This is a genomic window from Streptomyces sp. NPDC012510, from assembly GCF_042955065.1.
In the GTDB taxonomy this organism is placed as follows: domain Bacteria; phylum Actinomycetota; class Actinomycetes; order Streptomycetales; family Streptomycetaceae; genus Streptomyces.
This window is the reverse complement of the sequence record NZ_JBIBEN010000013.1, coordinates 133,612-156,386: the sequence shown is the minus strand read 5'-3', so window position 1 is coordinate 156,386 and position 22,775 is coordinate 133,612. Positions and strand designations below refer to the sequence as shown.

Annotated in this window: 18 protein-coding genes and 1 riboswitch; of the genes, 11 read left to right on the top strand and 7 right to left on the bottom strand. The window is 71.1% G+C overall.

The window, feature by feature from the left end:
• Nucleotides 1-118 precede the first annotated feature (118 nt).
• Nucleotides 119-1,285, top strand: coding sequence for a citrate synthase (locus ACFY9I_RS24550; protein WP_391005023.1), 1,167 nt, complete (start codon nucleotides 119-121; stop codon nucleotides 1,283-1,285).
• A 158-nt stretch (nucleotides 1,286-1,443) separates the two neighbouring features.
• Here ACFY9I_RS24550 and ACFY9I_RS24545 read toward each other — a convergent pair whose 3' ends face one another.
• The gene (locus ACFY9I_RS24545) at nucleotides 1,444-1,671 is read right to left on the bottom strand and encodes a hypothetical protein (RefSeq protein ID WP_391005021.1); all 228 of its coding nucleotides are present in this window, start codon (nucleotides 1,669-1,671) and stop codon (nucleotides 1,444-1,446) included.
• Between the two features lie 161 nt (nucleotides 1,672-1,832).
• On the bottom strand, nucleotides 1,833-2,381 hold the full coding sequence (locus tag ACFY9I_RS24540; protein ID WP_391005019.1) for a DUF6082 family protein: 549 nt from the start codon (nucleotides 2,379-2,381) through the stop codon (nucleotides 1,833-1,835).
• A 589-nt stretch (nucleotides 2,382-2,970) separates the two neighbouring features.
• Here ACFY9I_RS24540 and ACFY9I_RS24535 point away from each other — a divergent pair.
• Nucleotides 2,971-4,065, top strand: a complete 1,095-nt coding sequence (locus ACFY9I_RS24535) for a GTP-binding protein (protein WP_391005193.1) — start codon at nucleotides 2,971-2,973, stop codon at nucleotides 4,063-4,065.
• Nucleotides 4,066-4,131: 66 nt separating this feature from the next.
• Here the strand turns inward: ACFY9I_RS24535 and ACFY9I_RS24530 are convergent, their stop codons facing one another.
• Nucleotides 4,132-6,588, bottom strand: a complete 2,457-nt coding sequence (locus ACFY9I_RS24530) for a DNA topoisomerase (ATP-hydrolyzing) (RefSeq protein WP_391005017.1) — start codon at nucleotides 6,586-6,588, stop codon at nucleotides 4,132-4,134.
• A 349-nt stretch (nucleotides 6,589-6,937) separates the two neighbouring features.
• On the opposite strand from ACFY9I_RS24530, the gene ACFY9I_RS24525 reads away from it, so the two are divergent.
• From ACFY9I_RS24525 to ACFY9I_RS24510, 4 genes are all read left to right on the top strand, one after another.
• A complete protein-coding gene (locus tag ACFY9I_RS24525; RefSeq protein WP_391005191.1) occupies nucleotides 6,938-8,314 on the top strand; it encodes an insulinase family protein in 1,377 nt (458 codons plus the stop codon).
• Entirely contained in the window at nucleotides 8,311-9,699 is a 1,389-nt protein-coding gene (locus tag ACFY9I_RS24520) for an insulinase family protein (protein ID WP_391005016.1), read from the top strand. Before ACFY9I_RS24525 ends, ACFY9I_RS24520 begins: the two co-directional genes overlap by 4 nt.
• Before the next feature lie 214 nt (nucleotides 9,700-9,913).
• A riboswitch (cyclic di-AMP (ydaO/yuaA leader) is annotated at nucleotides 9,914-10,088 on the top strand.
• A gap of 12 nt (nucleotides 10,089-10,100) precedes the next feature.
• A complete protein-coding gene (locus ACFY9I_RS24515) occupies nucleotides 10,101-10,889 on the top strand; it encodes a peptidoglycan DD-metalloendopeptidase family protein (protein ID WP_391005014.1) in 789 nt (262 codons plus the stop codon).
• Nucleotides 10,890-11,154: 265 nt separating this feature from the next.
• Nucleotides 11,155-11,859, top strand: coding sequence for an FCD domain-containing protein (locus ACFY9I_RS24510; protein ID WP_391005012.1), 705 nt, complete (start codon nucleotides 11,155-11,157; stop codon nucleotides 11,857-11,859).
• A 163-nt stretch (nucleotides 11,860-12,022) separates the two neighbouring features.
• Here ACFY9I_RS24510 and ACFY9I_RS24505 read toward each other — a convergent pair whose 3' ends face one another.
• On the bottom strand, nucleotides 12,023-12,304 hold the full coding sequence (locus ACFY9I_RS24505; RefSeq protein WP_391005010.1) for an HPr family phosphocarrier protein: 282 nt from the start codon (nucleotides 12,302-12,304) through the stop codon (nucleotides 12,023-12,025).
• A 200-nt stretch (nucleotides 12,305-12,504) separates the two neighbouring features.
• On the opposite strand from ACFY9I_RS24505, the gene ACFY9I_RS24500 reads away from it, so the two are divergent.
• From ACFY9I_RS24500 to ACFY9I_RS24485, 4 genes are all read left to right on the top strand, one after another.
• Nucleotides 12,505-15,480 carry a GNAT family N-acetyltransferase gene (locus tag ACFY9I_RS24500; protein WP_391005008.1) on the top strand — a complete coding sequence of 992 codons (2,976 nt, stop codon included), beginning with the start codon at nucleotides 12,505-12,507 and terminating at the stop codon, nucleotides 15,478-15,480.
• Nucleotides 15,481-15,642: 162 nt separating this feature from the next.
• On the top strand, nucleotides 15,643-16,230 hold the full coding sequence (locus tag ACFY9I_RS24495) for a DUF5998 family protein (protein ID WP_391005006.1): 588 nt from the start codon (nucleotides 15,643-15,645) through the stop codon (nucleotides 16,228-16,230).
• Nucleotides 16,230-17,417 carry an alkaline phosphatase family protein gene (locus tag ACFY9I_RS24490; protein ID WP_391005004.1) on the top strand — a complete coding sequence of 396 codons (1,188 nt, stop codon included), beginning with the start codon at nucleotides 16,230-16,232 and terminating at the stop codon, nucleotides 17,415-17,417. Before ACFY9I_RS24495 ends, ACFY9I_RS24490 begins: the two co-directional genes overlap by 1 nt.
• 84 nt (nucleotides 17,418-17,501) lie before the next feature.
• Nucleotides 17,502-18,149, top strand: a complete 648-nt coding sequence (locus ACFY9I_RS24485) for a thymidine kinase (protein WP_391005002.1) — start codon at nucleotides 17,502-17,504, stop codon at nucleotides 18,147-18,149.
• 83 nt (nucleotides 18,150-18,232) lie between these two features.
• On the opposite strand, the gene ACFY9I_RS24480 is transcribed toward ACFY9I_RS24485, so the two are convergent.
• The 3 genes from ACFY9I_RS24480 to ACFY9I_RS24470 all read right to left on the bottom strand — a co-directional run bounded on the left by ACFY9I_RS24480 (nucleotide 18,233) and on the right by ACFY9I_RS24470 (nucleotide 20,354).
• Entirely contained in the window at nucleotides 18,233-19,108 is an 876-nt protein-coding gene (locus tag ACFY9I_RS24480; protein WP_391005000.1) for a PhzF family phenazine biosynthesis isomerase, read from the bottom strand.
• Nucleotides 19,109-19,195: 87 nt separating this feature from the next.
• Entirely contained in the window at nucleotides 19,196-19,498 is a 303-nt protein-coding gene (locus tag ACFY9I_RS24475; RefSeq protein ID WP_391004998.1) for a hypothetical protein, read from the bottom strand.
• A 193-nt stretch (nucleotides 19,499-19,691) separates the two neighbouring features.
• Nucleotides 19,692-20,354, bottom strand: coding sequence for a hypothetical protein (locus ACFY9I_RS24470; protein WP_391004996.1), 663 nt, complete (start codon nucleotides 20,352-20,354; stop codon nucleotides 19,692-19,694).
• A 232-nt stretch (nucleotides 20,355-20,586) separates the two neighbouring features.
• Here ACFY9I_RS24470 and ACFY9I_RS24465 point away from each other — a divergent pair, with 232 nt between their 5' ends.
• Complete coding sequence (locus tag ACFY9I_RS24465) at nucleotides 20,587-22,761, top strand: hypothetical protein (protein ID WP_391004994.1); 2,175 nt, start codon at nucleotides 20,587-20,589, stop codon at nucleotides 22,759-22,761.
• The last annotated feature ends 14 nt before the right edge of the window (nucleotides 22,762-22,775 follow it).

Sequence of the window (22,775 nt, the reverse complement as noted above, 5' to 3'; positions counted from 1 at the left end):
GGAGGTCACCGTACCCATCTCTGGATCACATTGATTCAATCAATATTGACAGAAATCAAGTCAACCATGGACAGTCGAATCAAGTGCAAGGCAGTCCGATCAAGTTCACGGAGGAGACATGTACGCCAACCGGGCCACGGCCACCCCCGTCGACGTGCCGCGAGGACTCGCGGGTGTCGTCGTCACCGACACCTCATTGGGTGATGTCAGAGGGCAGGAGGGCTTCTACCACTACCGCCAGTACTCGGCCGTCGACCTCGCGCAGACCCGTGACTTCGAGGACGTCTGGCATCTGATGGTCCACGGCGAACTGCCGGACTCGGACCAGCGGACCGCGTTCGCCGATCTGGTCCGACCCCTGCGTCGACTGCCCGACGGGGTACGCGCCGTCCTGCCCGCGATCGCCGAGGCCAGTGCCCGCTCCGGACCGCTGTCCGGCCTTCGGACGGCCCTGTCGCTGTTCGGTGCCGCCAAGGGCTTCCGGCCCGTGTACGACCTCGACGCCGGTCAGCGTCGCGCGGAGGCGCTGGCCGCCTCGGCGGCCGTCCCCACCCTGCTCACGGCGCTGTACCGACTGGGCCAGGGGCTGGATCCGGTCGAGCCGCGGGACGACCTGCCCTATGCCGCGAACTACCTCTACATGGTGACCGGTTCGGAACCGGACCCCCTGCGGGCGCGGGCGATCGAGCAATACTTGATCTCGACCATTGATCACGGATTCAATGCGTCAACCTTCACGGCCCGCGTCATCACGTCGACCGGCGCGGACGTGGCGGCGTGCCTCGTGGGTGCCGTGGGCGCGCTCTCCGGGCCCCTCCACGGTGGTGCCCCGAGTCGCGCCCTGGACACCCTCGATGCCATCGGCACTCCTGGCCGCATCGACCCCTGGATCCGCGAACGGGTCCTCGCCGGCGACCGCATCATGGGCTTCGGTCATCCCGTCTACCGCACGGAGGACCCTCGCTCCCGCATGCTGCGCGGTATCGCGGAGCGGTTCGGCGGCCCTCGGGTCGCCTTCGCGGTGGAGGTGGAACGCCAGGTCGAGTCGATCCTCGCCGAGCTCAAGCCCGGTCGGGCACTGCACACCAACGTCGAGTTCTACGCCGGGGTCGTCATGGAACTCTGCGGTCTGCCCCGCGAGATGTTCACGCCCACCTTCGCGGCCGCCCGGACCGTCGGCTGGAGCGCGAACATCCTCGAACAGGCTGAGGACTCGAAGATCATCCGCCCGGCGGCACGCTATGTGGGGCCGGGGGCACCGGTGGCGGTTCCCGTGGCTGCATGACCGGCTTCGGCTCGAACGGCGAAAGCGGGCTCGGGCTCGAAACGGCGGGTTCCGGCTCGGGCTCCGTACCGGACCCGACCCGGGGCGCGCTGCCCCGCTGTCGCGGACGGCGGCGCGAGGGGCCCGCGCTGTAGTGCAGGCGAGCCCCCGTGTCAGGATCAGGCGTCGGGGATATCCGACTTTGCCCGGATGAGGGTCTCGCGGCTGATGACCACGATCCTCTCGTAGTCAGCGCGCGATGCGTCAGCGGGAAGCTCGGGGTCGAGTTTCTCGGTCTGATCGGTCCCGATCACTGCGAAGTTGCCATCCTGCAGCTCGAAGATGTCTGGGCACGTCTGCCCCGTGGCGCTGCCCCTCTCGCGGGGGGACGCACCGATGCGGCGCATGATTCTCAACGGGATTCGATCCTTGGGCTGTGAGTAGTGATATGAGCGGGGCCAACTTAGCCTCAAGCAGCCGCCTGATGCGCATGCGTCGAGGACGCGATGGAGTGAAGCCAGGCACAGGGGTCGCGATGCGCGGTGCGAGCGCCGTAGGGGATGAGGCCTCACTCGGCGGGCGGCTCGCCCACCACCCACCACTCGTCCGTGTGCGCTTCCTCCAGGTCGCGGATGAGGGCGTCGACCATCTTGCCGATCTCCGACTCGTCCGAGCCCTCCTTCAAACTCGACCGGTGGTGACGCGTGGCTGACCAGTAGTCCCGCATCAGCGTGCTCTGGAAGATGCCGCGGAGGTGCCCGTACAACTCCGACCGGGTGAAGACGCCCACCCGGTAGCCCTGCAGGACGTGGGCGTAGACGAGGTTGGCGAAGAGGTACTGCCGTTGTCTGTCCGTTGACAGTTCCTCCTCGTAGGCGTTCAGCACGGGAAGCAGTGTCGGGTCGGAGGCCGCCTTCATGACCAGTTCGTAGTGGTGCCGCTGGTAGGCGATCAGCGCCGCGCGCTGCTCCGTCTCGTGTTCCAGCCGTTCCAGTCGTCGCAGTACGGCGTTGTGGCGCCGCTCCACGACGAACGCGCCCAGCGCTCCCGCCGCGAAGGCGAGACCGGCTGCCGCGGCCGGACCGAGTCCGCGAGTCCCAAGATTCTGTGTGGCCATGTCAACCCCCGGTTCAGGCGGGCGTCCGCCGGCCGTCGGGTTCGGGTCGACAGGGTGGGGACCGGCGAGCGGTGGGCGGCGCTTGCCGTCTCCCAGTGTCTCCCAGTGTCGCCGAGCGGCGTTGCTCGGCCGGGAGGCGGAGAGGAGGCGCACGGAGGGATGCGCGGGTCGCGCGGACCGGCGCCATGCCCGACGTGTGCCCCACGGGCGCCGCTGACCATCGTCCATTCGGCGGGGCGCTCGCCCCCGCTCGTATCCTGGTGCGGCAGGCAATGGACGTGGGAGAGCTGCGGTGTTCCGGTGGGAACCGGTTCATGAGCGGCCCTCGCGGTGCCCGGCCATGCGCCGGCGCACACAACGGTGTGAGAGAGGGCGTGTGTTGAGCCGGTCGTCGGGTCCGACCCAGAGTTCACGTACGAGTTCAGCTCAAGGGTCGTCATCTGGTCAGGGGCTGAGGTCTGGTCAGGGGCCGAGTTCCGGCCGGGGTGCGACTGCCGGTCCGGGGCCGAGTTCCGGCCGGGGTGCGACTGCCGGTCCGGCACCGAGTCCTGGAGCGGGCCCGGGAGCCACGGGGGCGCACAGCTCGCAGATTCCCGTCGTCATCCTCGCCGGGTTCCTCGGTTCCGGGAAGACCACGCTGCTCAATCACCTTCTCCACCGCAGCGGCGGCAGCCGTATCGGTGCGATCGTCAATGACTTCGGCGCGATCGAGATCGACGCGATGGCCGTGGCCGGGGCACTCGGGGACTCCACGGTCTCGCTCGGCAACGGGTGTCTGTGCTGCGCCGTCGACGTCAGTGAGCTGGATGCCTACCTGGAGCGGCTCGCCGAGCCCTCCTCCGGGATCGACGTCATCGTCATCGAGGCCAGTGGGCTCGCCGAGCCGCAGGAACTCGTGCGGATGGTGCTCGCCAGTGAGAACCCTCGGGTGGTGTACGGCGGGCTCGTCGAGGTCGTCGACGCTGCTGAGTTCCGGGAGACCCGGCAGCGGCACCCCGAGATCGACCGGCATCTCGCCCTCGCCGACCTCGTCGTCGTGAACAAGCTCGACCGGGCCGAGGACGAGGAGCGTGTCCTGTCGCTAGTCCGTTCGCTCAGTGACCGCGCGGCCGTCGTGCCCGCCACCTACGGGCGGGTCGATCCCGAGTTCCTCTTCGACTGCCGGCCCTCCGAGGAGCGCATCGGCCAGCTCTCCTTCGACGACCTTAACCGGCACGACCACGACGGGGACGGCGGAGACGCTCACGACGCTCACGCCGGGCACCTGCACACCGGCTACGACAGCGTCGCCTTCGTCTCCGATGTGCCGGTCGCCCCGAGGCGGCTCATGGAGTTCCTCGACGGGAGGTCGGAAGGGCTGTACCGGATCAAGGGGTACGTCGACTTCGGGCCGTACGACGTCCGCAACCGTTACGCCGTGCATGCCGTTGGACGGTTCCTGCGCTTCTACCCCGAGCCGTGGCCGGACGGTGAGCAGCCCCGGCTCACCCAGCTGGTGCTCATCGGGGCGGGGATCGACGCCGCCGCCCTCTCCAAGGAGTTGGAGGCGTGCAAGGACGAAGCCCCACACGCCGATGAGCACGGTATGTGGGGCGTCCTGCGCTACGTACCGGAGGCGCAGACCGAGGAGACCGGCCGGCACGAGGAGCCCGAGGGCCTCCCGGCCCCCTACGACGGCCTCTGAAGCGTCCGATCTCATACGGGCTCCGCCGCCACCTACGACGTCACATCGGCCCAGCCGCCTGCGACATCACACCGGCCCCGCCACCGACCACACCGTCTTGCCCAGGGACACGCCCGAGCCGTCGCGGCGCGGGTCGATCTCGGGGAGCTCGGCCGGGGTGCCGTTCTTCTGGGCGGCGCGGGCCGGGACCGGGCCCGCCCAGGCGACGGACAGGCAGTCCTCGCCCTTGAGGAACCGCTGGCAGCGGACACCGCCCGTGGCGCGGCCCTTGCGGGGGTACTGGTCGAACGGGGTGAGCTTGGCGGTCGTCTGGACCGAGTCGTCGAGAGTGCCCCGCGAGCCCGCCACCGTGAAGACGACCGCGTCCGCCGCCGGGTCCACCGCCGTGAACGAGATGACCTTCGCGCCCTCCGCGACCTTGATACCGGCCATACCGCCGGCCGCCCGGCCCTGCGGACGAACCTGGGAGGCCTGGTAACGCAGCAGTTGGGCGTCGTCCGTGATGAAGACCAGGTCCTCCTCGCCCGTGCGCAACTCGACGGCGCCGGCGATCCGGTCGCCCTCCTTGAGCGTGATGACCTCCAGCTCCTCCTTGTTGGACGGGTAGTCGGGGACCACGCGCTTGACGACACCCTGCTCGGTGCCGATGGCCAGGCCCGGCGACGACTCGTCGAGCGTCGTCAGACACACGAGCGTCTCGCCGTCCTGGAGGGAGAGGAACTCCGCGAGCGGGGCGCCGCCCGAGAGGTTGGGCGCCGCCGCCGTGTCCGGCAGTTGGGGCAGGTCGATCACGTTCAGGCGCAGCAGGCGTCCGGAGGAGGTCACCGCGCCCACCTCGCCGCGCGCCGTCGCCGGGACCGCCGAGACGATCACGTCGTGCTTGGTGCGCTTGACGTCCTCGCCCTCCGTGAAAGGCTCTCCGTTCGCCGTACGGGCCAGCAGACCCGTCGAGGACAGCAGCACCCGGCACGGGTCGTCCGCCACCTGGAGCGGAACGGTGGCCACCTGGGTGCCCGAGGACTCCAGCAGCACCGTACGGCGGTCGGTGCCGAACTTCTTGGCCACCGCGGCCAGTTCACCGGAGACCAGCTTGCGCAGCTCCGCGTCCGACTCCAGGATGCGGGTCAGCTCCGCGATCTCGGCGTTGAGGCGGTCTTTCTCGGACTCCAGCTCGATACGGTCGAACTTGGTGAGGCGGCGCAGCGGTGTGTCGAGGATGTACTGCGTCTGGATGTCCGACAGGGAGAAGCGCTCGATCAGACGCTCCTTGGCCTGCGCGGAGTTCTCGCTGGAGCGGATCAGCCGGATGACCTCGTCGATGTCGACCAGCGCGGTGAGCAGGCCCTCGACCAGGTGAAGCCGGTCGCGCTTCTTGCCGCGACGGAACTCCGAGCGGCGCCGGACGACCTCGAAGCGGTGGTCGAGGTAGACCTCCAGCAGCTCCTTGAGGCCCAGGGTGAGGGGCTGGCCGTCGACCAGGGCCACGTTGTTGATGCCGAAGGACTCCTCCATCGGTGTCAGCTTGTAGAGCTGCTCCAGGACCGCCTCCGGCACGAAGCCGTTCTTGATCTCGATGACGAGACGCAGGCCGTGCTGGCGGTCGGTGAGGTCCTTGACGTCGGCGATGCCCTGCAGCTTCTTCGAGCCGACCAGGTCCTTGATCTTGGCGATCACCTTCTCCGGACCGACGGTGAAGGGCAGTTCGGTGACGACCAGGCCCTTGCGGCGGGCCGTCACGTTCTCCACGGCCACCGTGGCGCGGATCTTGAAGGTGCCGCGACCCGTCTCGTACGCGTCCCTGATGCCGGAGAGACCGACGATCCGGCCGCCGGTCGGCAGGTCCGGTCCCGGGACGTGCCTCATCAGCGTGTCCAGGTCGGCGTTCGGGTGTCTGATGAGGTGGCGGGCGGCCGCGATGACCTCGCCCAGGTTGTGCGGCGGCATGTTGGTGGCCATACCGACGGCGATGCCGGACGCGCCGTTGACCAGCAGGTTCGGGAAGGCAGCGGGCAGCGCGGCCGGCTCCTGCTCCTGGCCGTCGTAGTTGGGCGCGAAGTCGACCGTGTTCTCGTCGATCGACTCGGTCATCAGACTCGTGGCGTCGGCCATCCGGCACTCGGTGTACCGCATGGCCGCCGGCGGGTCGTCGTTGCCCAGTGAGCCGAAGTTGCCGTGGCCGTCGACCAGGGGGAGCCGCATGGAGAAGGGCTGGGCGAGGCGCACCAGGGCGTCGTAGATCGAGGAGTCGCCGTGCGGGTGCAACTTACCCATGACCTCGCCGACGACGCGGGCGCACTTCACATAGCCGCGCTCGGGGCGCAGGCCCATCTCGTTCATCTGGTAGACGATCCGGCGGTGCACCGGCTTCAGACCGTCACGGGCGTCCGGCAGGGCTCGGGAGTAGATGACCGAGTACGCGTACTCCAGGAAGGAGCCCTGCATCTCGTCGACGACGTCGATGTCGAGGATCTTCTCCTCGTACGCGTCGTCGGGCGGCGGGGTCTTCGTGCTGCGGCGGGCCATCGCTGCCGGCTCCTTCTGTGTTCTGGTCGCTCGCCTGTGGGGCGCGCCCCTTCGGCTCACTCGTGCTGAGGCGTGAACGGACTCTGACGCGGACCATTGTGGACTGCCGCACCGACAACGCGGACACGGCCCGGTTCCGACCGCCGGGTACGGGGCCACGGGCAGCCGCGTCGACAGCGTGCGCCGACTTTAACCATCGAACGCCCGGCCGCAACCCCGGGTCTCGCTCTCGGCGTACCTCGCCCGGGAACTTCTCCGGGGGTTCGAGCGCTTGCATACAGTGGCAGGACCGGCAGGACAAACGCGGTTTTCACCAACCGCTCTCGCCATCGAAGGGACGTACATGCCCATGGGTCACACGGCCACAGCCGAGGCCGGCTCCGAAGGCCTGACAGTGAAGGAGCACCGCCTGGCCAACGGCCTGCGCGTGGTGCTCTCCGAGGACCACCTGACCCCCGTCGCCGCGGTGTGCCTCTGGTACGACGTCGGCTCGCGCCACGAGGTCGAGGGCCGTACGGGCCTCGCCCACCTCTTCGAGCACCTGATGTTCCAGGGCTCGGGCCAGGTGCAGGGCAACGGGCACTTCGAGCTGGTGCAGGGCGCCGGCGGTTCGCTGAACGGCACGACGAGCTGGGAGCGCACCAACTACTTCGAGACCATGCCCGCCCACCAGCTGGAGCTCGCGCTGTGGCTGGAGGCCGACCGCATGGGCAGCCTGCTGGTCGCGCTCGACCAGAAGAACCTGGACAACCAGCGGGACGTCGTCAAGAACGAGCGCCGCCAGCGGTACGACAACGTGCCCTACGGCACCGTCTTCGAGAAGATCTTCCGCCTGGCCTACCCGGAGGGCCACCCCTACCGGCACACCCCCATCGGCTCGATGGAGGACCTGTCGGCGGCCAGCCTGGAGGACGCCCGCCAGTTCTTCCGCACCTACTACGCGCCGAACAACGCCGTCCTCTCGGTCGTCGGCGACATCGACCCGGACCAGACGCTCGCGTGGATCGAGAAGTACTTCGGCTCCATCCCGTCGTACGACGGCAAGCCCGAGCCGCGTGACGGCACGCTCCCCGACATCATCGGCGAGCAGCTGCGCGAGGTCGTCGAGGAGAACGTGCCCGCGCGCGCGTTGATGGCCGCCTACCGACTGCCGGAGGACGGCACGCGCGCGTGCGACGCGGCCGACCTGGCGCTCACGATCCTCGGCGGCGGCGAGTCCTCCCGCCTCTACAACCGGCTCGTACGCCGTGACCGCACGGCCGTGACGGCCGGCTTCGGCCTGCTGCGCCTGGCCGGCGCCCCCTCCATGGCCTGGATGGACGTGAAGACCTCCGGCGACGTCGAGGTGCCGGTGATCGAGGCCGCCGTCGACGAGGAGCTGGCCCGGTTCGCCGCCGAGGGGCCCTCGACGGAGGAGATGGAGCGCGCCCAGGCCCAGTTGGAGCGCGAGTGGCTGGACCGGCTCGGCACGGTCGCGGGTCGTGCCGACGAACTGTGCCGCTTCGCGGTCCTCTTCGGCGACCCGAAGCTTGCCCTCACCGCCGTCGACCGTGTCCTGGAGGTGACCGCCGAGGAGGTCCAGGAGATCGCCAAGGCGCGTCTGAGGCCCGACAACCGCGCGGTGCTCGTCTATGAGCCCGTCGCCGACGAAGAGGACGGCGAAGAGGACGCCGCCGCGGCTCAGGCCGACGAAACCACCGACGAGAACGAGGAGTCGGCGAAGTGACCGAGCTCGCGACCATGGACTTCCACCCACAGCCCCAGGCCGGCGAGGCCAGGCCCTGGGCGTTCCCGGCGCCCGAGCGCTCCACCCTGGACAACGGCCTGACCGTGCTGCGCTGCCACCGTCCCGGCCAGCAGGTCGTCGCCGTCGAGGTGCTCCTGGACGCGCCCCTGGACGCCGAGCCCGCCGGCCTGGACGGCGTGGCCACCATCATGACCAGGGCCTTCTCCGAGGGGACCGACAAGCACTCCGCCGAGGAGTTCGCCGCAGAGCTGGAGCGGTGCGGTGCCACCCTCGACTCGCACGCCGACCACCCCGGCGTACGCCTCTCCCTCGAAGTGCCCGTGTCGCGGCTGGCGAAGGCGCTCGGCCTGCTCGCCGACGCCCTCAGGGCACCCGCGTTCGACGACAGCGAGATCGAGCGGCTCGTGGCCAACCGGCTCGACGAGATCCCGCACGAGACCGCCAACCCGGGCCGCCGGGCCGCCAAGGAGCTGTCCAAGCGGCTGTTCCCGGCCGACTCACGCATGTCACGCCCCCGCCAGGGCACCGAGGAGACCGTTCAGGGCATCGACTCCGCGGCCGTACGCGCCTTCTACGAGAAGCACGTACGCCCCGCGACGGCCACCGCCGTGGTCGTCGGCGACCTCACCGGCGTCGACCTCGACGCCCTGCTCGGCGAGACCCTGGGCGCCTGGACCGGCTCCCCGGCCAAGCCGCGCCCCGTGCCGTCGGTGACCGCCGACGACACCGGACGGGTGATCATCGTGGACCGGCCCGGCTCCGTCCAGACACAGCTGCTCATCGGCCGGGTGGGCGCCGACCGCCACGACCGGGTCTGGCCGGCCCAGGTGCTCGGCACCTACTGCCTGGGCGGCACCCTCACCTCCCGCCTGGACCGCGTTCTGCGCGAGGAGAAGGGCTACACCTACGGGGTGCGCGCCTTCGGCCAGGTGCTGCGCTCCGCGCCCGACGGCTCGGGCATCGCGATGCTCGCCATCAGCGGCTCCGTCGACACGCCCAACACCGGGCCGGCGCTCGAGGACCTGTGGACGGTGCTGCGCACCCTCGCCGCCGAGGGCCTGACCGACGCCGAACGAGACATCGCCGTTCAGAACCTCGTCGGGGTCGCCCCGCTCAAGTTCGAGACGGCCGCGGCCGTGGCGAGCACGCTGGCCGACCAGGTCGAGCAGTACCTGCCGGACGACTACCAGTCGACGCTGTACCGCCAACTCGCCGCCACGGGCACGGTGGAGGCCACCGCGGCCGCGGTGAGCGCCTTCCCGGTGGACCGTCTGGTGACCGTCCTCGTCGGTGACGCCGCGCAGATCGAGGAGCCGGTGAGGGCCCTCGGCATCGGCGAAGTCACCGTCGTACCGGCCGAGTAGAACGCCGAGCGGAACCTGGCCGCGAGCACGCGGGTTATGGGGCCCTGGTGACGAAAGAGTCACCAGGGCCCTCGTTTGTCCGTATTGATGGCGGAGGGCGCACGTCTGCCCTGTGGCGTACGCCTCAAAACCCGTGATGCGTTTGTTATTTCGCAGACGGCCCGCTTAGCGTCGGTCCGGCTGTTCGTCAGCAGTTCGCCGCAGCCGCGGCACCGGACAGTCATCGCCGAGTCCCCGCATGGCGCGAGCCAGGGGAGCCGGGGACCCACCGCAGTCCCTGGGGTGAATCGGGTGCCCTTCGCGGAGCGACGCGAAACGGGGGGCAGCCGTAGGAGACCTTCCTGCTCCGAACCCGTCAGCTAACCCGGTAGGCGAGAGGGAAGGAAAGGACCAGCCACTTCATGGCGTTCACCCGCGCCCCCGGGAAGCACCGCCGCCCCGGCCGTGCGAAGCGCGCGACCACGAGGAACGTGGGCGTCGCCGCTCTCACCACCACCGGTGTCATCGGCACCCTGGCCGCCCCCGCGCTCGCCGCGGAGGAGCCCACCGCCGAGCAGACCGGCCTGAACCAGATCATCACCCTCGGCGACACGGTCGCCGACCAGGTCGACGCCCAGGCCGCGGCCCAGCAGCAGGCCGCCGAGGTGGCCGAGGTCAAGAAGAAGGCGCAGGAGGAGGCCCGCAAGGCCGCCGCCGAGAAGGCCGAGCAGGAACGTGCCGCCGCCAAGGAGCGCGAGGAGATCAAGGCCCGCGCCGCCCGTGCCGCCGAGCGCGAGCGCCTCAACTCCTATGTGGCCCCCATCAGCGGCTCCTACATCTCCACCGGCTACAAGGCCGGCGGGGCCGTCTGGTCCTCCGGCAGCCACACGGGCGTCGACTTCCACGCCGCCTCCGGCACCGCCGTCCTCGCGGTCGGCTCCGGCACCGTCGTAGAGGCGGGCTGGGGTGGCGCGTACGGCAACAACATCGTCATCAAGATGAACGACGGCACCTACACCCAGTACGGCCACCTGTCGTCCATCGGCGTCTCCGTCGGCCAGACGGTCACCCCCGGCCAGCAGATCGGCCTCTCTGGTGCGACCGGCAACGTCACCGGCGCGCATCTGCACTTCGAGGCCCGTATGACGGCCGAGTACGGCTCGGACATCGACCCCGCCGCCTATCTGCGCTCGCACGGCGTGAACGTCTGACGCGTCGCTCAGTTCCTCGCGGGAGGCCCCGGCTCACGAGCCGGGGCTTTCCTCGTTGTGCGTACTCCGCCGTGGCTCCTGTCGCGAGTGACACACGTCGGAGTGAGGCACGTCGGAGTGAGGCACGTCCTGAGCGGCGCGCCTCCTGTCCAAAAAATATCCATGGATTCCGGCCCGCCATCGGAAATTCCGGCTCTCTGCAATAGAGTCGCTGGAACACACGTCAATCATCGACGTTTCACGGGGATTAAGGCGGAGGTCGGTCATGCGTATTCCGGCGCACTCGGTATGCACGGCTATTCGCGACGACATCGTCGCGGGTGTCTACGAGCGCGGCAGCCGCCTCACCGAGGAACTGCTCGCCCGCCGGTACGGCGTCAGCCGGGTCCCCGTACGCGAGGCGCTGCGTACGCTGGAGGCCGAAGGGTTCGTGGTGACCCGCCGGCACGCGGGCGCGTGTGTGGCCGAGCCGACCGAGCAGGAGGCCGCGGACCTGCTGGAGATGCGGATGCTGCTGGAGCCGCTCGGTGCCGCCCGCGCCGCCCAGCGCCGCACGGAGGCGCATCTCAAGGTGTTGCGCGGCCTGGTGAGGCTGGGGCAGGAGCGGGCCAGGAGGGGCAACAGCGAGGATCTGCGCTCGCTGGGCGGCTGGTTCCACGAGACGCTCGCACAGGCGTCCGGCAGCCCCGCGCTGACCTCGACCCTCGCCCAGTTGCGGCACAAGATCGCCTGGATGTACGCGGTCGAGGCGCCGGCCAACCCCGCGGAGTCCTGGGCGGAGCACGGCGGCATCGTGGACGCGGTCGCGCGCGGCGACAGCGAGCGGGCCAGGACGATCACCGCGCTGCACACCGAGCGCGCCACCGCCGCACACCGGCTCCGCTTTCCCGCCGGGCCGGGCGGGGCGGAGCGACCCGATCGTGTGAGGACTTCGCAACACCCCGTAAACATGCCGAGCCTGCGACATTAACACGAGAGCCGTATACAAAGAGAGCAGAAATTCGAGGGGCATTTTTCCGCTGCCCGCAGAACGAAAAGGAGAAGGGCCCGCCCGGTAATTCGGACGAGCCCTTCGAGTGTGTGCGGGAGGCCTTTCAGGCCTTACGGGTTTCCCGCTTTCGTCGCCGGTTCGCTCAGACCGTCTCGGGGAGCTCCTCGAGCCCCTCGGCCACGAGCTTCGCCAAACGGTCCAGCGCGATGTCCGCCCCCTCGGCGTCGGAGGCGAGCACGATCTCCTCGCCGCCCTGGGCGCCCAGGCCCAGGACCGCCAGCATGGAGGCCGCGTTGACGGGGTTGCCGTCGGCCTTGGCGATCGTCACGGGGATACCGGAGGCCGTGGCGGCCCGGACGAAGATGGATGCGGGGCGGGCGTGGAGGCCCTCGGCCCAGCCGACGTTGACGCGGCGCTCAGCCATGTGATGCTGCCCTTCAGGTGTCTCGGGTGCTGCAGAGAGGTCTAGACCGGTTGTCTAGACCAGTTTCCCATATGGGGCGACGCACCGGAACGGGCCCACGGCCTGACCACGAACCGGCTGTCGCGCTTGTGTTGTGCTTCTGTTGTGCCTCCCCAGACTGCCCCGCGCCGCTGTCGGACGCGAGCCGTACTCTGGGGCTCATGCAGACCTCGTCGGACCGGCACGAGTACCCCGCCCACTGGGAGGCCGACGTGGTGCTGCGCGACGGCGGCACCGCACGCATCAGGCCCATCACCGTTGATGACGCCGAGCGTCTCGTCAGCTTCTACGAGCAGGTCTCGGACGAGTCGAAGTACTACCGCTTCTTCGCGCCGTACCCTCGCCTGTCCGCCAAGGACGTCCACCGCTTCACGCACCACGACTTCGTGGACCGGGTGGGGCTCGCCGCCACCGTCGGCGGTGAGTTCATCGCCACCGTACGCTACGACCGGATCGGCGCCGACGGAATGCCCGCGTCCGCACCGGCCGACGAGGCCGAGGTCGCCTTCCTCGTCCAGGACGCCCACCAGGGCAGAGGCGTCGCCTCCGCCCTTCTTGAACACATCGCCGCGGTCGCCCGCGAACGCGGCATCAGACGCTTCGCCGCCGAGGTGCTGCCGGCCAACACCAAGATGATCAAAGTCTTCACCGACGCCGGGTACCAGCAGAAGCGCAGCTTCGAGGACGGCGTCGTACGCCTGGAGTTCGACCTGGAGCCCACAGACCGCTCCGTCGCCGTGCAGCGCGCACGGGAGCAGCGCGCCGAGGCCCGGTCCGTCCAGCGGCTGCTCGCCCCCGGCTCGGTCGCCGTCGTCGGCGCCGGGCGCGCACCGGGCGGCGTCGGCCGCGGCGTCCTCGCCAACCTCCTGGGCGCGGGCTTCACCGGACGGCTGTACGCGGTGAACAAGGCCCTCGGCGAGGACGAGAAGGAACTCGGCGGGGTCCCCGCCCACCGCTCGGTCACCGACATCGAGGGCCCCGTCGACCTAGCGGTCGTCGCGGTCCCGGCGGCCCATGTCCCCGAGGTCGTCGCCGAGTGCGGGGAGCACGGCGTGCAGGGGCTCGTGGTCGTCTCCGCCGGGTACGCCGAGAGCGGACCCGAGGGGCGCGAGCGCCAGCGTGAACTGGTGCGCCAGGCGCGCACGTACGGCATGCGCATCATCGGGCCGAACGCCTTCGGGATCATCAACACCGCCCCCGACGTACGGCTCAACGCCTCCCTCGCCCCGCAGACGCCGCGCTCCGGGCGCATCGGCCTCTTCGCCCAGTCCGGCGCCATCGGGATCGCCTTGCTGTCGCGGCTGCACCGGCGCGGGGGAGGGGTCACCGGAGTCACGGGCGTCTCCACCTTCGTGTCGTCCGGGAACCGCGCGGACGTCTCCGGGAACGACGTTCTCCAGTACTGGTACGAGGACCCCGACACCGATGTCGTCCTGATGTACCTGGAGTCCATCGGCAACCCGCGCAAGTTCACCCGCCTCGCCCGGCGCACGGCGGCGGTCAAGCCGCTCGTGGTGGTGCAGGGGGCGCGCCACGGGTCCGCGCCCCAGGGGCATGCCGTGCGCGCCACCCGGCTGCCCCACACCACCGTGTCCGCGCTGCTGCGCCAGGCCGGGGTGATCCGTGTCGACACGATCACCGAACTGGTCGACGCGGGGCTGTTGCTGGCCCGGCAGCCGCTGCCGGCGGGGCCCCGGGTGGCGATCCTGGGGAACTCCGAGTCGCTGGGGATGCTCACGTACGACGCGTGTCTCTCCGAGGGATTGAGACCGTTGCCCCCGCTGGACCTCACGACCGGGGCGACGGCGCGGGACTTCCACGCGGCGCTGTCGCGGGCCTTGGCCGACGACTCGTGCGACGCGGTGGTGGTGACGGCGATACCGGCGCTGGGGGAGGCGTCGCCGGGTGATGCGGAACTGGCCGAGGCGCTGCGGTCGGCGGCCACCGCGAACCCCGCGAAGCCGGTGCTGGTCGTGCATGTGGAGCTGGGCGGGTTGGCGGAGGCGTTGTCGGCCGCGGCCGTCACGGCGCCCCAGGCCGGCGAGAAGCCCCTCGCCACCACAGGCGGTGCCCGCCCGTTCCGCCCTGCGGAACGACTGCCCACCGAGGGAGCCGAGGCGTCTACGGCGTCCCGTGCGGGGGGAGCCCACGTCTCCACGGCGTCCCGCACCGGGGGAACGGACGCGTCCACGGCGTCCCGCACCGAAGGAAGCGGTGCCTCCACGGCGCCCCCCGCCCGGGGAGCCGAAAGCCCCACGTCCCCCCCTTACGAGGCCCACCTCATCCCCGCCTACCCCGCCGCCGAGCGGGCCGTCCGCGCGCTCTCGGAAGCGGTGCGGCACGCCCAGTGGCGGCGTGAGGCGGCCGATCCGGGGCGGGTGCCCGAGTACGAGGACATCGACGAGAGAGGGGCGGCGGCGCAGATCGACGCGCTGCTGGTCAAGAACGAGGGGCTGAGCCTCGGGGCGGCGGCGACGGGCGCGCTGCTGGCGCGGTACGGCATCAGGGTGCGGGAGGCGCGGCCCGCGCCGACGCCCGACGAGGCCGTGGCGGCGGCCGAGGCCATCGGCTATCCCGTGGCGCTCAAGACCACCGCCCCTCACCTACGGCACCGGGCCGACCTCGGCGGCGTACGGCTCGATCTGGCGGACGAGGAGCAACTGCGGCGGGCCTACGCGGAGTTGACCACGCTGTTCGGGGGACCGGAGGAGCTGCGCCCGGTCGTTCAGGGCATGGCCCCGCGCGGGGTCGACACGATCGTACGGACGGTGGTCGACCCGGCGGCCGGAGCGGTGCTTTCGTTCGGGCTGGCCGGGCCCGCGTCGCAGTTGCTCGGCGACATGGCCCACCGCCTGATTCCGGCCACCGAACGGGACGCGGCCTCACTGGTGCGATCGATCCGGACGGCGCCGCTCCTCTTCGGCTGGCGGGGCTCCGCGCCCGTCGACACGGAAGCGCTGGAGGAGCTGCTGCTGCGGGTCTCCCGCCTGGTCGACGATCACCCGGAGGTCGTGGCGGTCTCCCTGGAGCCCGTCGTCGTCGCCCCGCACGGCCTGAGCGTGCTCGGCGCCACCGTACGGCTCGCGCGCCCGCCCGCCCGCGACGACCTCGGCCCGCGCACCCTCCCCGTGTACTGACGTGTACTGACGTGTACTGAGGGGACGCCGCTCCTCGGGGCCGAAGGCGGCGCACGGGTTGTGTACGCACGGCGCGCGGCGCCGTGCGTTGATCCGTCCACGACAGAACCGGGGCGGCAGAGCGGTCCCTCGCAGTCAGTGCGCCACCGTAGGATGGACGTCATGGCCAAGACCAGTACGACGACCCAGGGGCTGCGTGCGGCGATCGAGCGCAGCGGCTACTACCCGGCCCTCGTGGCCGAGGCGGTGGAGGCCGCTGTCGGTGGCGAGGCCATCAAGTCGTACCTGGTCCACCAGGAGACGACGTTCGACGCGAACGAGGTGCGGCGGCATGTCACCGTCCTCGTCCTCACGGGCAACCGCTTCATCGTGAGCCACACCGACGAGCAGGCCGCGGACACCACCTCGCCGACGCCGTACGCCACGACGTCCACCGAGTCGGTGAAGCTCGGCCGGATCTCGTCCGTCGTCCTCAGCCGGGTCGTCGCCAACCCCGAGTCCTACACACCGGGCACCCTCCCCCGTGAAGTCGTCCTGACCATCGGCTGGGGCGCCGTCTCCCGCATCGACCTGGAGCCCGCCGCCTGCGGCGACCCCAACTGCGAGGCGGACCACGGGTACACGGGCAGCTCGACGGCGGACGACCTCAGCCTGCGTGTCAGCGAGGCCGGGGACGGCCCCGAGACCGTACGCCAGGCCCTCGCCTTCGCGCAGTCCCTCTCCGAGGCGACCGCGGACCCCGCCCGCTGATGGCGCTGCCCACCTGGGACGACCCGGAGCCCCTGGCCGTCCGCTCCGCGCCCGTCCCCGAGTACGGCGCCGGTTCGCTCGCCGACCTCCTGCCCACCCTCGCGGCGGGCATGGAGGTCCCGGGGACGATCGCGTCGATAGCGGAACTGACGGCGGCCGACCGTAACTGTGTGTTCCTGATCGACGGACTGGGCTGGGAGCAACTGAGGGCGCACCCGGACGAGGCGCCCTTCATGACGACGCTGCTGGCGTCCTCGCGCGGTGGCACCGGCCGCCCCATCACCGCCGGCTACCCTGCCACCACCGCGACCTCCCTAGCCTCCGTCGGCACCGGCCTGCCGCCGGGCGCCCACGGACTGCCCGGCTATACGGTCCGCAACCCCGAGACCGAGGAGCTGATGAATCAGCTCCGCTGGCAGCCGTGGACGTCCCCGCGCGTGTGGCAGCCGTATCCCACGCTCTTCCAGCTCGCCGACGCGGCCGGTGTGCACACCGCCCAGGTCACCTCACCGGCCTTCCAGAACACCCCCCTCACCCAGATCGCGCTGAGCGGCGGCACCTTCCACGGCCGTCTCTCCGGCGACGACCGCATGGACGTGGCCGCCGAGCAACTGGCCGCCGGAGACCGTTCGTTGATCTACACGTACTACTCCGAGCTGGACGGCGCCGGGCACCGCTTCGGCATCGACTCGGACGCCTGGCGCGGCCAGCTCATGTACGTAGACCGGCTGGTCCAGCGCCTCGCGGAGCAACTCCCCCCGCGCAGCGCCCTGTACGTCACCGCCGACCACGGCATGATCGACATCCCGTTCGACGAACAACACCGCATCGATTTCGACGAGGACTGGGAACTGCGCGCCGGGGTCGCCCTCCTGGGCGGCGAGGGCCGCGCCCGCCATGTCTACGCGGTGCCGGGTGCTGAGTCGGACGTCCTGACCTGTTGGCGCGAGGTCCTCGGCGAGCAGTTCTGGATCGCTTCCCGTGACGAGGCGATCGAGGCGGGCTGGTTCGGACCGCACATCGACGAACGGGTGTACGCGCGCCTCGGCGATGTGATCGCGGCCGCCCGCGACGACGTCCTGATCATCGCCTCCGAGCGGGAGCCCAAGGAGTCGTTGATGGTCGGCAACCACGGTTCGATGACACCGGTGGAACAGCTGGTCCCCCTCCTCGAAGTACGCTCCTGAAGCGCGTCCTGCCCCGCCCGCCAGCCCGTTCCGCCGGTCCCGTCGCCCTCCCCGCCCTCCTCACCGAAAGGTGCTCAACTCAACATGCCCGAGCTGGTGTTCTTCTCCGGAACCATGGACTGCGGGAAGTCGACGCTGGCTCTCCAGATAGAGCACAACCGTTCGGCGCGCGGCCTCCAGGGCATGATCTTCACACGGGACGACCGCGCGGGCGAGGGCAAGCTGTCGTCGCGGCTGGGCCTGGTCACGGACGCCGTGGAGGTCGAGGACGGTCAGGACCTCTACGCCTACCTCGTGGACCACCTCTCCCAGGGCCGTCGCGCGGACTATGTGATCGCCGACGAGGCGCAGTTCCTCGCCCCCGAGCAGATCGACCAACTCGCCCGCGTGGTGGACGACCTGGGTCTGGACGTCTACGCCTTCGGCATCACCACCGACTTCCGCTCCAAGCTCTTCCCCGGCTCCCAGCGCCTAGTCGAGCTGGCCGACCGCGTCGAGGTCCTCCAGGTCGAGGCCCTCTGCTGGTGCGGAGCCCGCGCCACCCACAACGCCCGCACCATAGGCGGTCAGATGGTCGTCGAGGGTGCCCAGGTCGTCGTCGGCGACGTCAACCAGTCCGACGACATCGGCTACGAGGTTCTCTGCCGCCGCCACCACCGCCGCCGGATGACCGCCGCCACGGCCCACGCGAGCGCCCTCTCCCCGGACGTCCTGCCGGTCGAGACGGTCTGATCCCGTTCCGGAGGCGAAGCGGTTCGGCGCTGCGCCTCCCCCTGTCGGTGCTCGAGAACCCTCCGGGGCGCGTCACCGACGCTTCAGCCGATGCGAGCCCCCGCGCCGCCGACCCGGACGCGCGGGTCGCCCGCGCGCAGCGTCACCGTGAGCTCACCGGGGCGGCCCAGGTCCTCGCCCTGGTACAGGGTGAGGACGGCGTCCTCGGGGACCAGGCCCAGTGCACGGGCATACGCACCGAACGCGGCGGCCGCGGCCCCGGTCGCCGGGTCCTCGACGACGCCGCCGACGGGGAACGGGTCACGGACATGGAAGAGGCTGGCCGACTCCCGCCACACCAACTGGACGGTGGTCAGGTCCAGGCGGTGCATCAGGGCTTCCAGGCGCGCGAAGTCGTACGCGAGGTCCGCGAGGCGGGCGCGGGTCGCCGCCGCGAGGACGAGATGGCGGGCGCCGGCGAACGCGATGCGAGGCGGGAAGGCCGGATCGAGGTCGGCGGCCGGCCAGCCGATCGCGGCGAGCGCCTCCGCGAGATCGGCGCCGGCGATCTCCTCGATGTGCGGCTCGACGCTGGTGAGCGTGGCCCTGACCGTCCCGCCCTCCTCGGTCACCTCCACCGGCACGGTGCCGGCGCGCGTCGCGAACACCAGCTCCCCGGGGCCGATCCGCTCGGCGAGCGCAACGGCGGTCGCGACGGTGGCATGCCCGCAGAACGGCACCTCGGCCTTGGGACTGAAGTAGCGGATGCCGTACGCCCGCTCCTTCCGGCCTTCGAGGTCCTCCGGGGGCGCGGTCAGGAACGCTGACTCCGAGTATCCGAGGTCGGCGGCGATGGCCAGCATGTCACCGTCGTCCAGGCCGGTGGCGTCCAGGACGACCCCGGCGGGGTTTCCGCCGTCGGGGTCACTGGAGAAGGCGGTGTAGCGCAGCACCTCGGGCCGCGGCGCGTTCGTCGTCATGGTCGCCGCAACATGGGCCGGGCCACGGCTATTCCGGCTCGGAAGCCCCGAGGCCAGAGGCCGCGTCGCGGACCCGCCGGCCAACCCCTACGTGGTGTCGGTCTGGGGGCCCGCCGGTACTCGGCCTCGGCCAGCGCTCCACTCGCCCAGAGCGGGACCAGCCGGGGGATCTCGGTCACCGGCTCCCTGCCGTTCAGAGCGCAGGCCGGGCTTGGCCAGGGAGTCGGCGGCCTCGTTGAGCGGGTTGCCGACGTTGGCCTTCTCGTGGACGAAGGTCAGGTTGGGTGTGTACTCCGCGTACATCTGCGGCTCGACGAGGCTGGGCCGCGGCCCCGCGAGCGCAGCCGGGTTTTGCAGCCGTCCGGTATCCGGTCGCCGCCGTTCTGCCATTCGTGCAGGAGGGCGAGGGCGTCGAGACTGTCGACGCGGAGTTCGGCGGACCGGCCGGGGTGCGCCGCGAAGACGTGCCGCAATCCCCAGTACACGGCCGAGGGACGGGGCGGGCGGCCCGGCTTCGGTCGCCCGCCCCGTCCCGGGGTCCGCCGCGTCCCCCCACGAGCGCGGCGGCGTGTGCGGCGACCGGTCAGCCGACCTTGGTCCACTTCTGGCAGCCGTTGGTTTCGAAGTACTCGCCCTTGTTGACCGTCACGCGGCCTTGGCCCTGGAGGTTGGCGTTGGCGATGATCGCATCGAACTCCCCGGAGGCGTCCTTGGTGCGGGCCCAGTAGCAGTTCTCGATGATGCTGTCCTTGTCGGGCCCGGCGGTCTTGTAGGTGCCGGCCCGCATGTCCTCGCCGACGAGGTACTGGCCGTCTCCCTCCACCGTGGTGGCCGGTCCGGGCTTCTCGGCCGGCTTCGGCGTGACCGTGACCTTCTCCGTGACGGTCACGGCGGGCTCGGGCTCACCGCCGCCAGGGGCGGCCGCGGTCTTGGTGACGGTGACCGCCGGGGCGGGAGCGGCGGAGCCGTCCGTACCGCCGGAGTCCCCGTCGCCGCCGATGCCGACGCCGACCATGAGCGCGACGAACGCGGTCGCGCCGTGGGTGAGCCATGCCTTGCGGCGCGACGGCTTCGGTCTCGTCGGCTGCCCGAAGGCGGGCTGTCCGAAGGCGGGCTGCCCGCCACCGGCGGGCGGGAAGGGCGGTACGGCGTTCCCGGGTCCGCCCGGTCCGCCCGGCCCGACCGGTGTACCGCCGGGGCCGGGGAACTGCGGGTTGTTGGGCGGTATCGAGGGCGTGTGGCTCATCGCGGTGATCCTCTGGTCGGCGTCGTGGCACTGGGCCATCACAAGGTGCCTGCCGCTTCGCACCATGAGTTTGGAAACCGCTGATAACCCGTATTATCAGGCAGACTGCGTGCGTCTATCCGGGGTGGCGGTAGATTGCTGACGCCTGCCCCGCCGAAGGGGCGGACCGCGAACCGCGAAGGCGGGGACGCCGGCCTCAACGGCCCAAGGGGAGAGGGGGGAAGCACGTCCGATGGCGGAGCACATGGCCTCGCACACGGCCTCGCACATGGCCTCGAAGACGCCTCCCATCCTGCCCGAAACGTCGGCCTGGCGGATCACATACGCCGAGATCGCCGCCCTTGCCCAGGTCAAGAGACCGGTCCCCACCACGTGGGCCCGCCGCCACCCCGACTTCCCCGCCCCCGTCGCCCAGGAGGACGGGCGTCCCCTGTTCGACGCGCGTGCCGTCGTCGACTGGCTCGCCTCGACCGGCCGCGGCAACACCGGCGCCCGTCGACTCCGTGCCGAGCTCGCTCTGCACACCCTGGCCGCCTGGCGCACCCCGTCGCTGCCCGCGTCCGTCCTGATCGGCGCGTTGACCTCCCTGGTCTGCCTGCACCAGCAACTCGACGCCCCCGTCGCCGACGGCTGCCCCTGGGCCACCGTCCTGGACAGGGCCGCCGACCTCGACCCCGACGACCGCTTCCTCGTCTCCGAACTGCGCGCCCTGCCCGACCCCGACCACACCGGCCCGGCCCTCGCCGCCCTCGCCGACGAACTGATCGACGCCGCCTACAACCCCGCCGAGGCCTTCGACTGGATCCTCCAGGCCCGCCCCCGCCTTGGCTCCCGCGACCTCGCCGCCGACGAACCCGCCCCGGCCGTCGTCCGCGCCCTCGCCGCCCTCTCCGGCGTCGACACTCTCGACGAGGGCTCGGTGATCGCCGTCCCGCACGCCCGCACCGGCGACCTCCTGGCCGCCCTCCACGACCACGCCGCCGACGACTCCGGCCACCTCTACCTCGCCGCCGACCCGGACCCGGCCCGCGTACGCCTCGTACGACGGCGGATGCTGGTCCGCGGGGTGTACGAGTTCCGGCTCGACGTCGTCGACGGCGAGGAACTGACCGCCGACGAATGGGGTGACCCGAACCTCCTCGTCTGCGCCCTCCCCTACGAGGCCGCCGAGACCCGCGACCCGAAGACCGTCCTGGAACAGGTCGCTGCCCTCACCGACTACCTCGACACCGGCTCCACCGCCGTCGTCCTCGGCCCCGCCGACGTCCTCACCGGCCCGCTCACCCGGCACGGCGACGCCGACCGCCTGCGCCGCTCCTTCCTGAAGCCCGGTTTGCTCAAGGCGGCGATCGGCCTGCCCGACGGCGTGTACGGCTTCCGCCCCGGCTACCGTACGGCGGTCTGGGTCCTCGCCCGCGTCCCCGAGGACCGGCGCACCGGTCTCGTCCTCCTGGCCGACTACTCCGCCCAGCCGCTCACCGAGCCCGTTCTCGATACCCTCGCCGAGGACATCGCCATCTGGCGTGCCGCGCGCTGGAAGCCTGACCCGCGCCACGAACCGCGCCATGCCGCCCTCGTCCACGGCACCGACCTGGACGACCACCCCGGCGCCGCGTTCACTCCGCAGCACCGCACGCTCGCGTCCCGCCACACGCGGACGGTCGTCGAACGCCCGGTGGTCATCGCGGACTTGGAGCGCCGCCTGAGTGAGCTTCAGGAGCGTGCGCGTACGGGCGAACTCCGGCTGCACGCCCAGGCGGAACCGCGACCCGAGAACCAGCCGGTACGCCATACGTCCGTCGCCCGCCTCCTGCGCACCCGCCGCCTGCGCCGCCGCCCCGGCCACCGCTTCGCCCTCGAACACCTCACCCCCGAGGGCCACTACACCGTCCTCACCCCCGAGGAGATCCTCGGCACGGCCCGCATCGGCGGTCGCCGCATCGACCGGGGCATCTTTCTCACGGCCTACGGGCATGCCCAGTTCACCGAGCCCGGTGACCTCGTCGTCACGGCCCACCCGCACTTCGGCGTCCACGTCGACACGGAGGGCATCTCGCTGGTAGCGGCCCCGGCCCGCATCCTGCGGGTGCACCCGGACGCCGATCCGCCCGTACGACCCCGGGTGCTGGCCGCGCTTCTGCGCGCCGCTGCCGCCGAGCACGCCCGTACCAGCGGCGCTGTGCGCGCCTCCCGCCGTATCGAGGACCTGGTCGTCCCCGACCTGAGCCGCGCGGAGGCCGACCTCTACGAGGCCGTCCTCGCCGAGATCGACGGACGTGCGGCGCTGTTGCGCGAGCAGACCGCCGCGCTCGACGACCTCACCCGAGTGATGGCGGCCGGCATGGCCGACGGCACGCTCACCATCCGGCAACTCCCGCACACCGACGCCGATATCGACACCCACTGAAGGAGACGGTCCAC

What these genes read in the sequence shown, in the direction of transcription:
- ACFY9I_RS24550 (WP_391005023.1), top strand. Translation starts at nt 119, where the DNA reads ATGTACGCCAACCGGGCCACGGCCACCCCCGTCGACGTGCCGCGAGGA.
- ACFY9I_RS24545 (WP_391005021.1), bottom strand. Translation starts at nt 1,671, where the DNA reads ATGCGCCGCATCGGTGCGTCCCCCCGCGAGAGGGGCAGCGCCACGGGG.
- ACFY9I_RS24540 (WP_391005019.1), bottom strand. Translation starts at nt 2,381, where the DNA reads ATGGCCACACAGAATCTTGGGACTCGCGGACTCGGTCCGGCCGCGGCA.
- ACFY9I_RS24530 (WP_391005017.1), bottom strand. Translation starts at nt 6,588, where the DNA reads ATGGCCCGCCGCAGCACGAAGACCCCGCCGCCCGACGACGCGTACGAG.
- ACFY9I_RS24525 (WP_391005191.1), top strand. Translation starts at nt 6,938, where the DNA reads ATGGGTCACACGGCCACAGCCGAGGCCGGCTCCGAAGGCCTGACAGTG.
- ACFY9I_RS24515 (WP_391005014.1), top strand. Translation starts at nt 10,101, where the DNA reads ATGGCGTTCACCCGCGCCCCCGGGAAGCACCGCCGCCCCGGCCGTGCG.
- ACFY9I_RS24510 (WP_391005012.1), top strand. Translation starts at nt 11,155, where the DNA reads ATGCGTATTCCGGCGCACTCGGTATGCACGGCTATTCGCGACGACATC.
- ACFY9I_RS24505 (WP_391005010.1), bottom strand. Translation starts at nt 12,304, where the DNA reads ATGGCTGAGCGCCGCGTCAACGTCGGCTGGGCCGAGGGCCTCCACGCC.
- ACFY9I_RS24500 (WP_391005008.1), top strand. Translation starts at nt 12,505, where the DNA reads ATGCAGACCTCGTCGGACCGGCACGAGTACCCCGCCCACTGGGAGGCC.
- ACFY9I_RS24495 (WP_391005006.1), top strand. Translation starts at nt 15,643, where the DNA reads ATGGCCAAGACCAGTACGACGACCCAGGGGCTGCGTGCGGCGATCGAG.
- ACFY9I_RS24490 (WP_391005004.1), top strand. Translation starts at nt 16,230, where the DNA reads ATGGCGCTGCCCACCTGGGACGACCCGGAGCCCCTGGCCGTCCGCTCC.
- ACFY9I_RS24485 (WP_391005002.1), top strand. Translation starts at nt 17,502, where the DNA reads ATGCCCGAGCTGGTGTTCTTCTCCGGAACCATGGACTGCGGGAAGTCG.
- ACFY9I_RS24480 (WP_391005000.1), bottom strand. Translation starts at nt 19,108, where the DNA reads ATGACGACGAACGCGCCGCGGCCCGAGGTGCTGCGCTACACCGCCTTC.
- ACFY9I_RS24475 (WP_391004998.1), bottom strand. Translation starts at nt 19,498, where the DNA reads ATGGCAGAACGGCGGCGACCGGATACCGGACGGCTGCAAAACCCGGCT.
- ACFY9I_RS24470 (WP_391004996.1), bottom strand. Translation starts at nt 20,354, where the DNA reads ATGAGCCACACGCCCTCGATACCGCCCAACAACCCGCAGTTCCCCGGC.
- ACFY9I_RS24465 (WP_391004994.1), top strand. Translation starts at nt 20,587, where the DNA reads ATGGCGGAGCACATGGCCTCGCACACGGCCTCGCACATGGCCTCGAAG.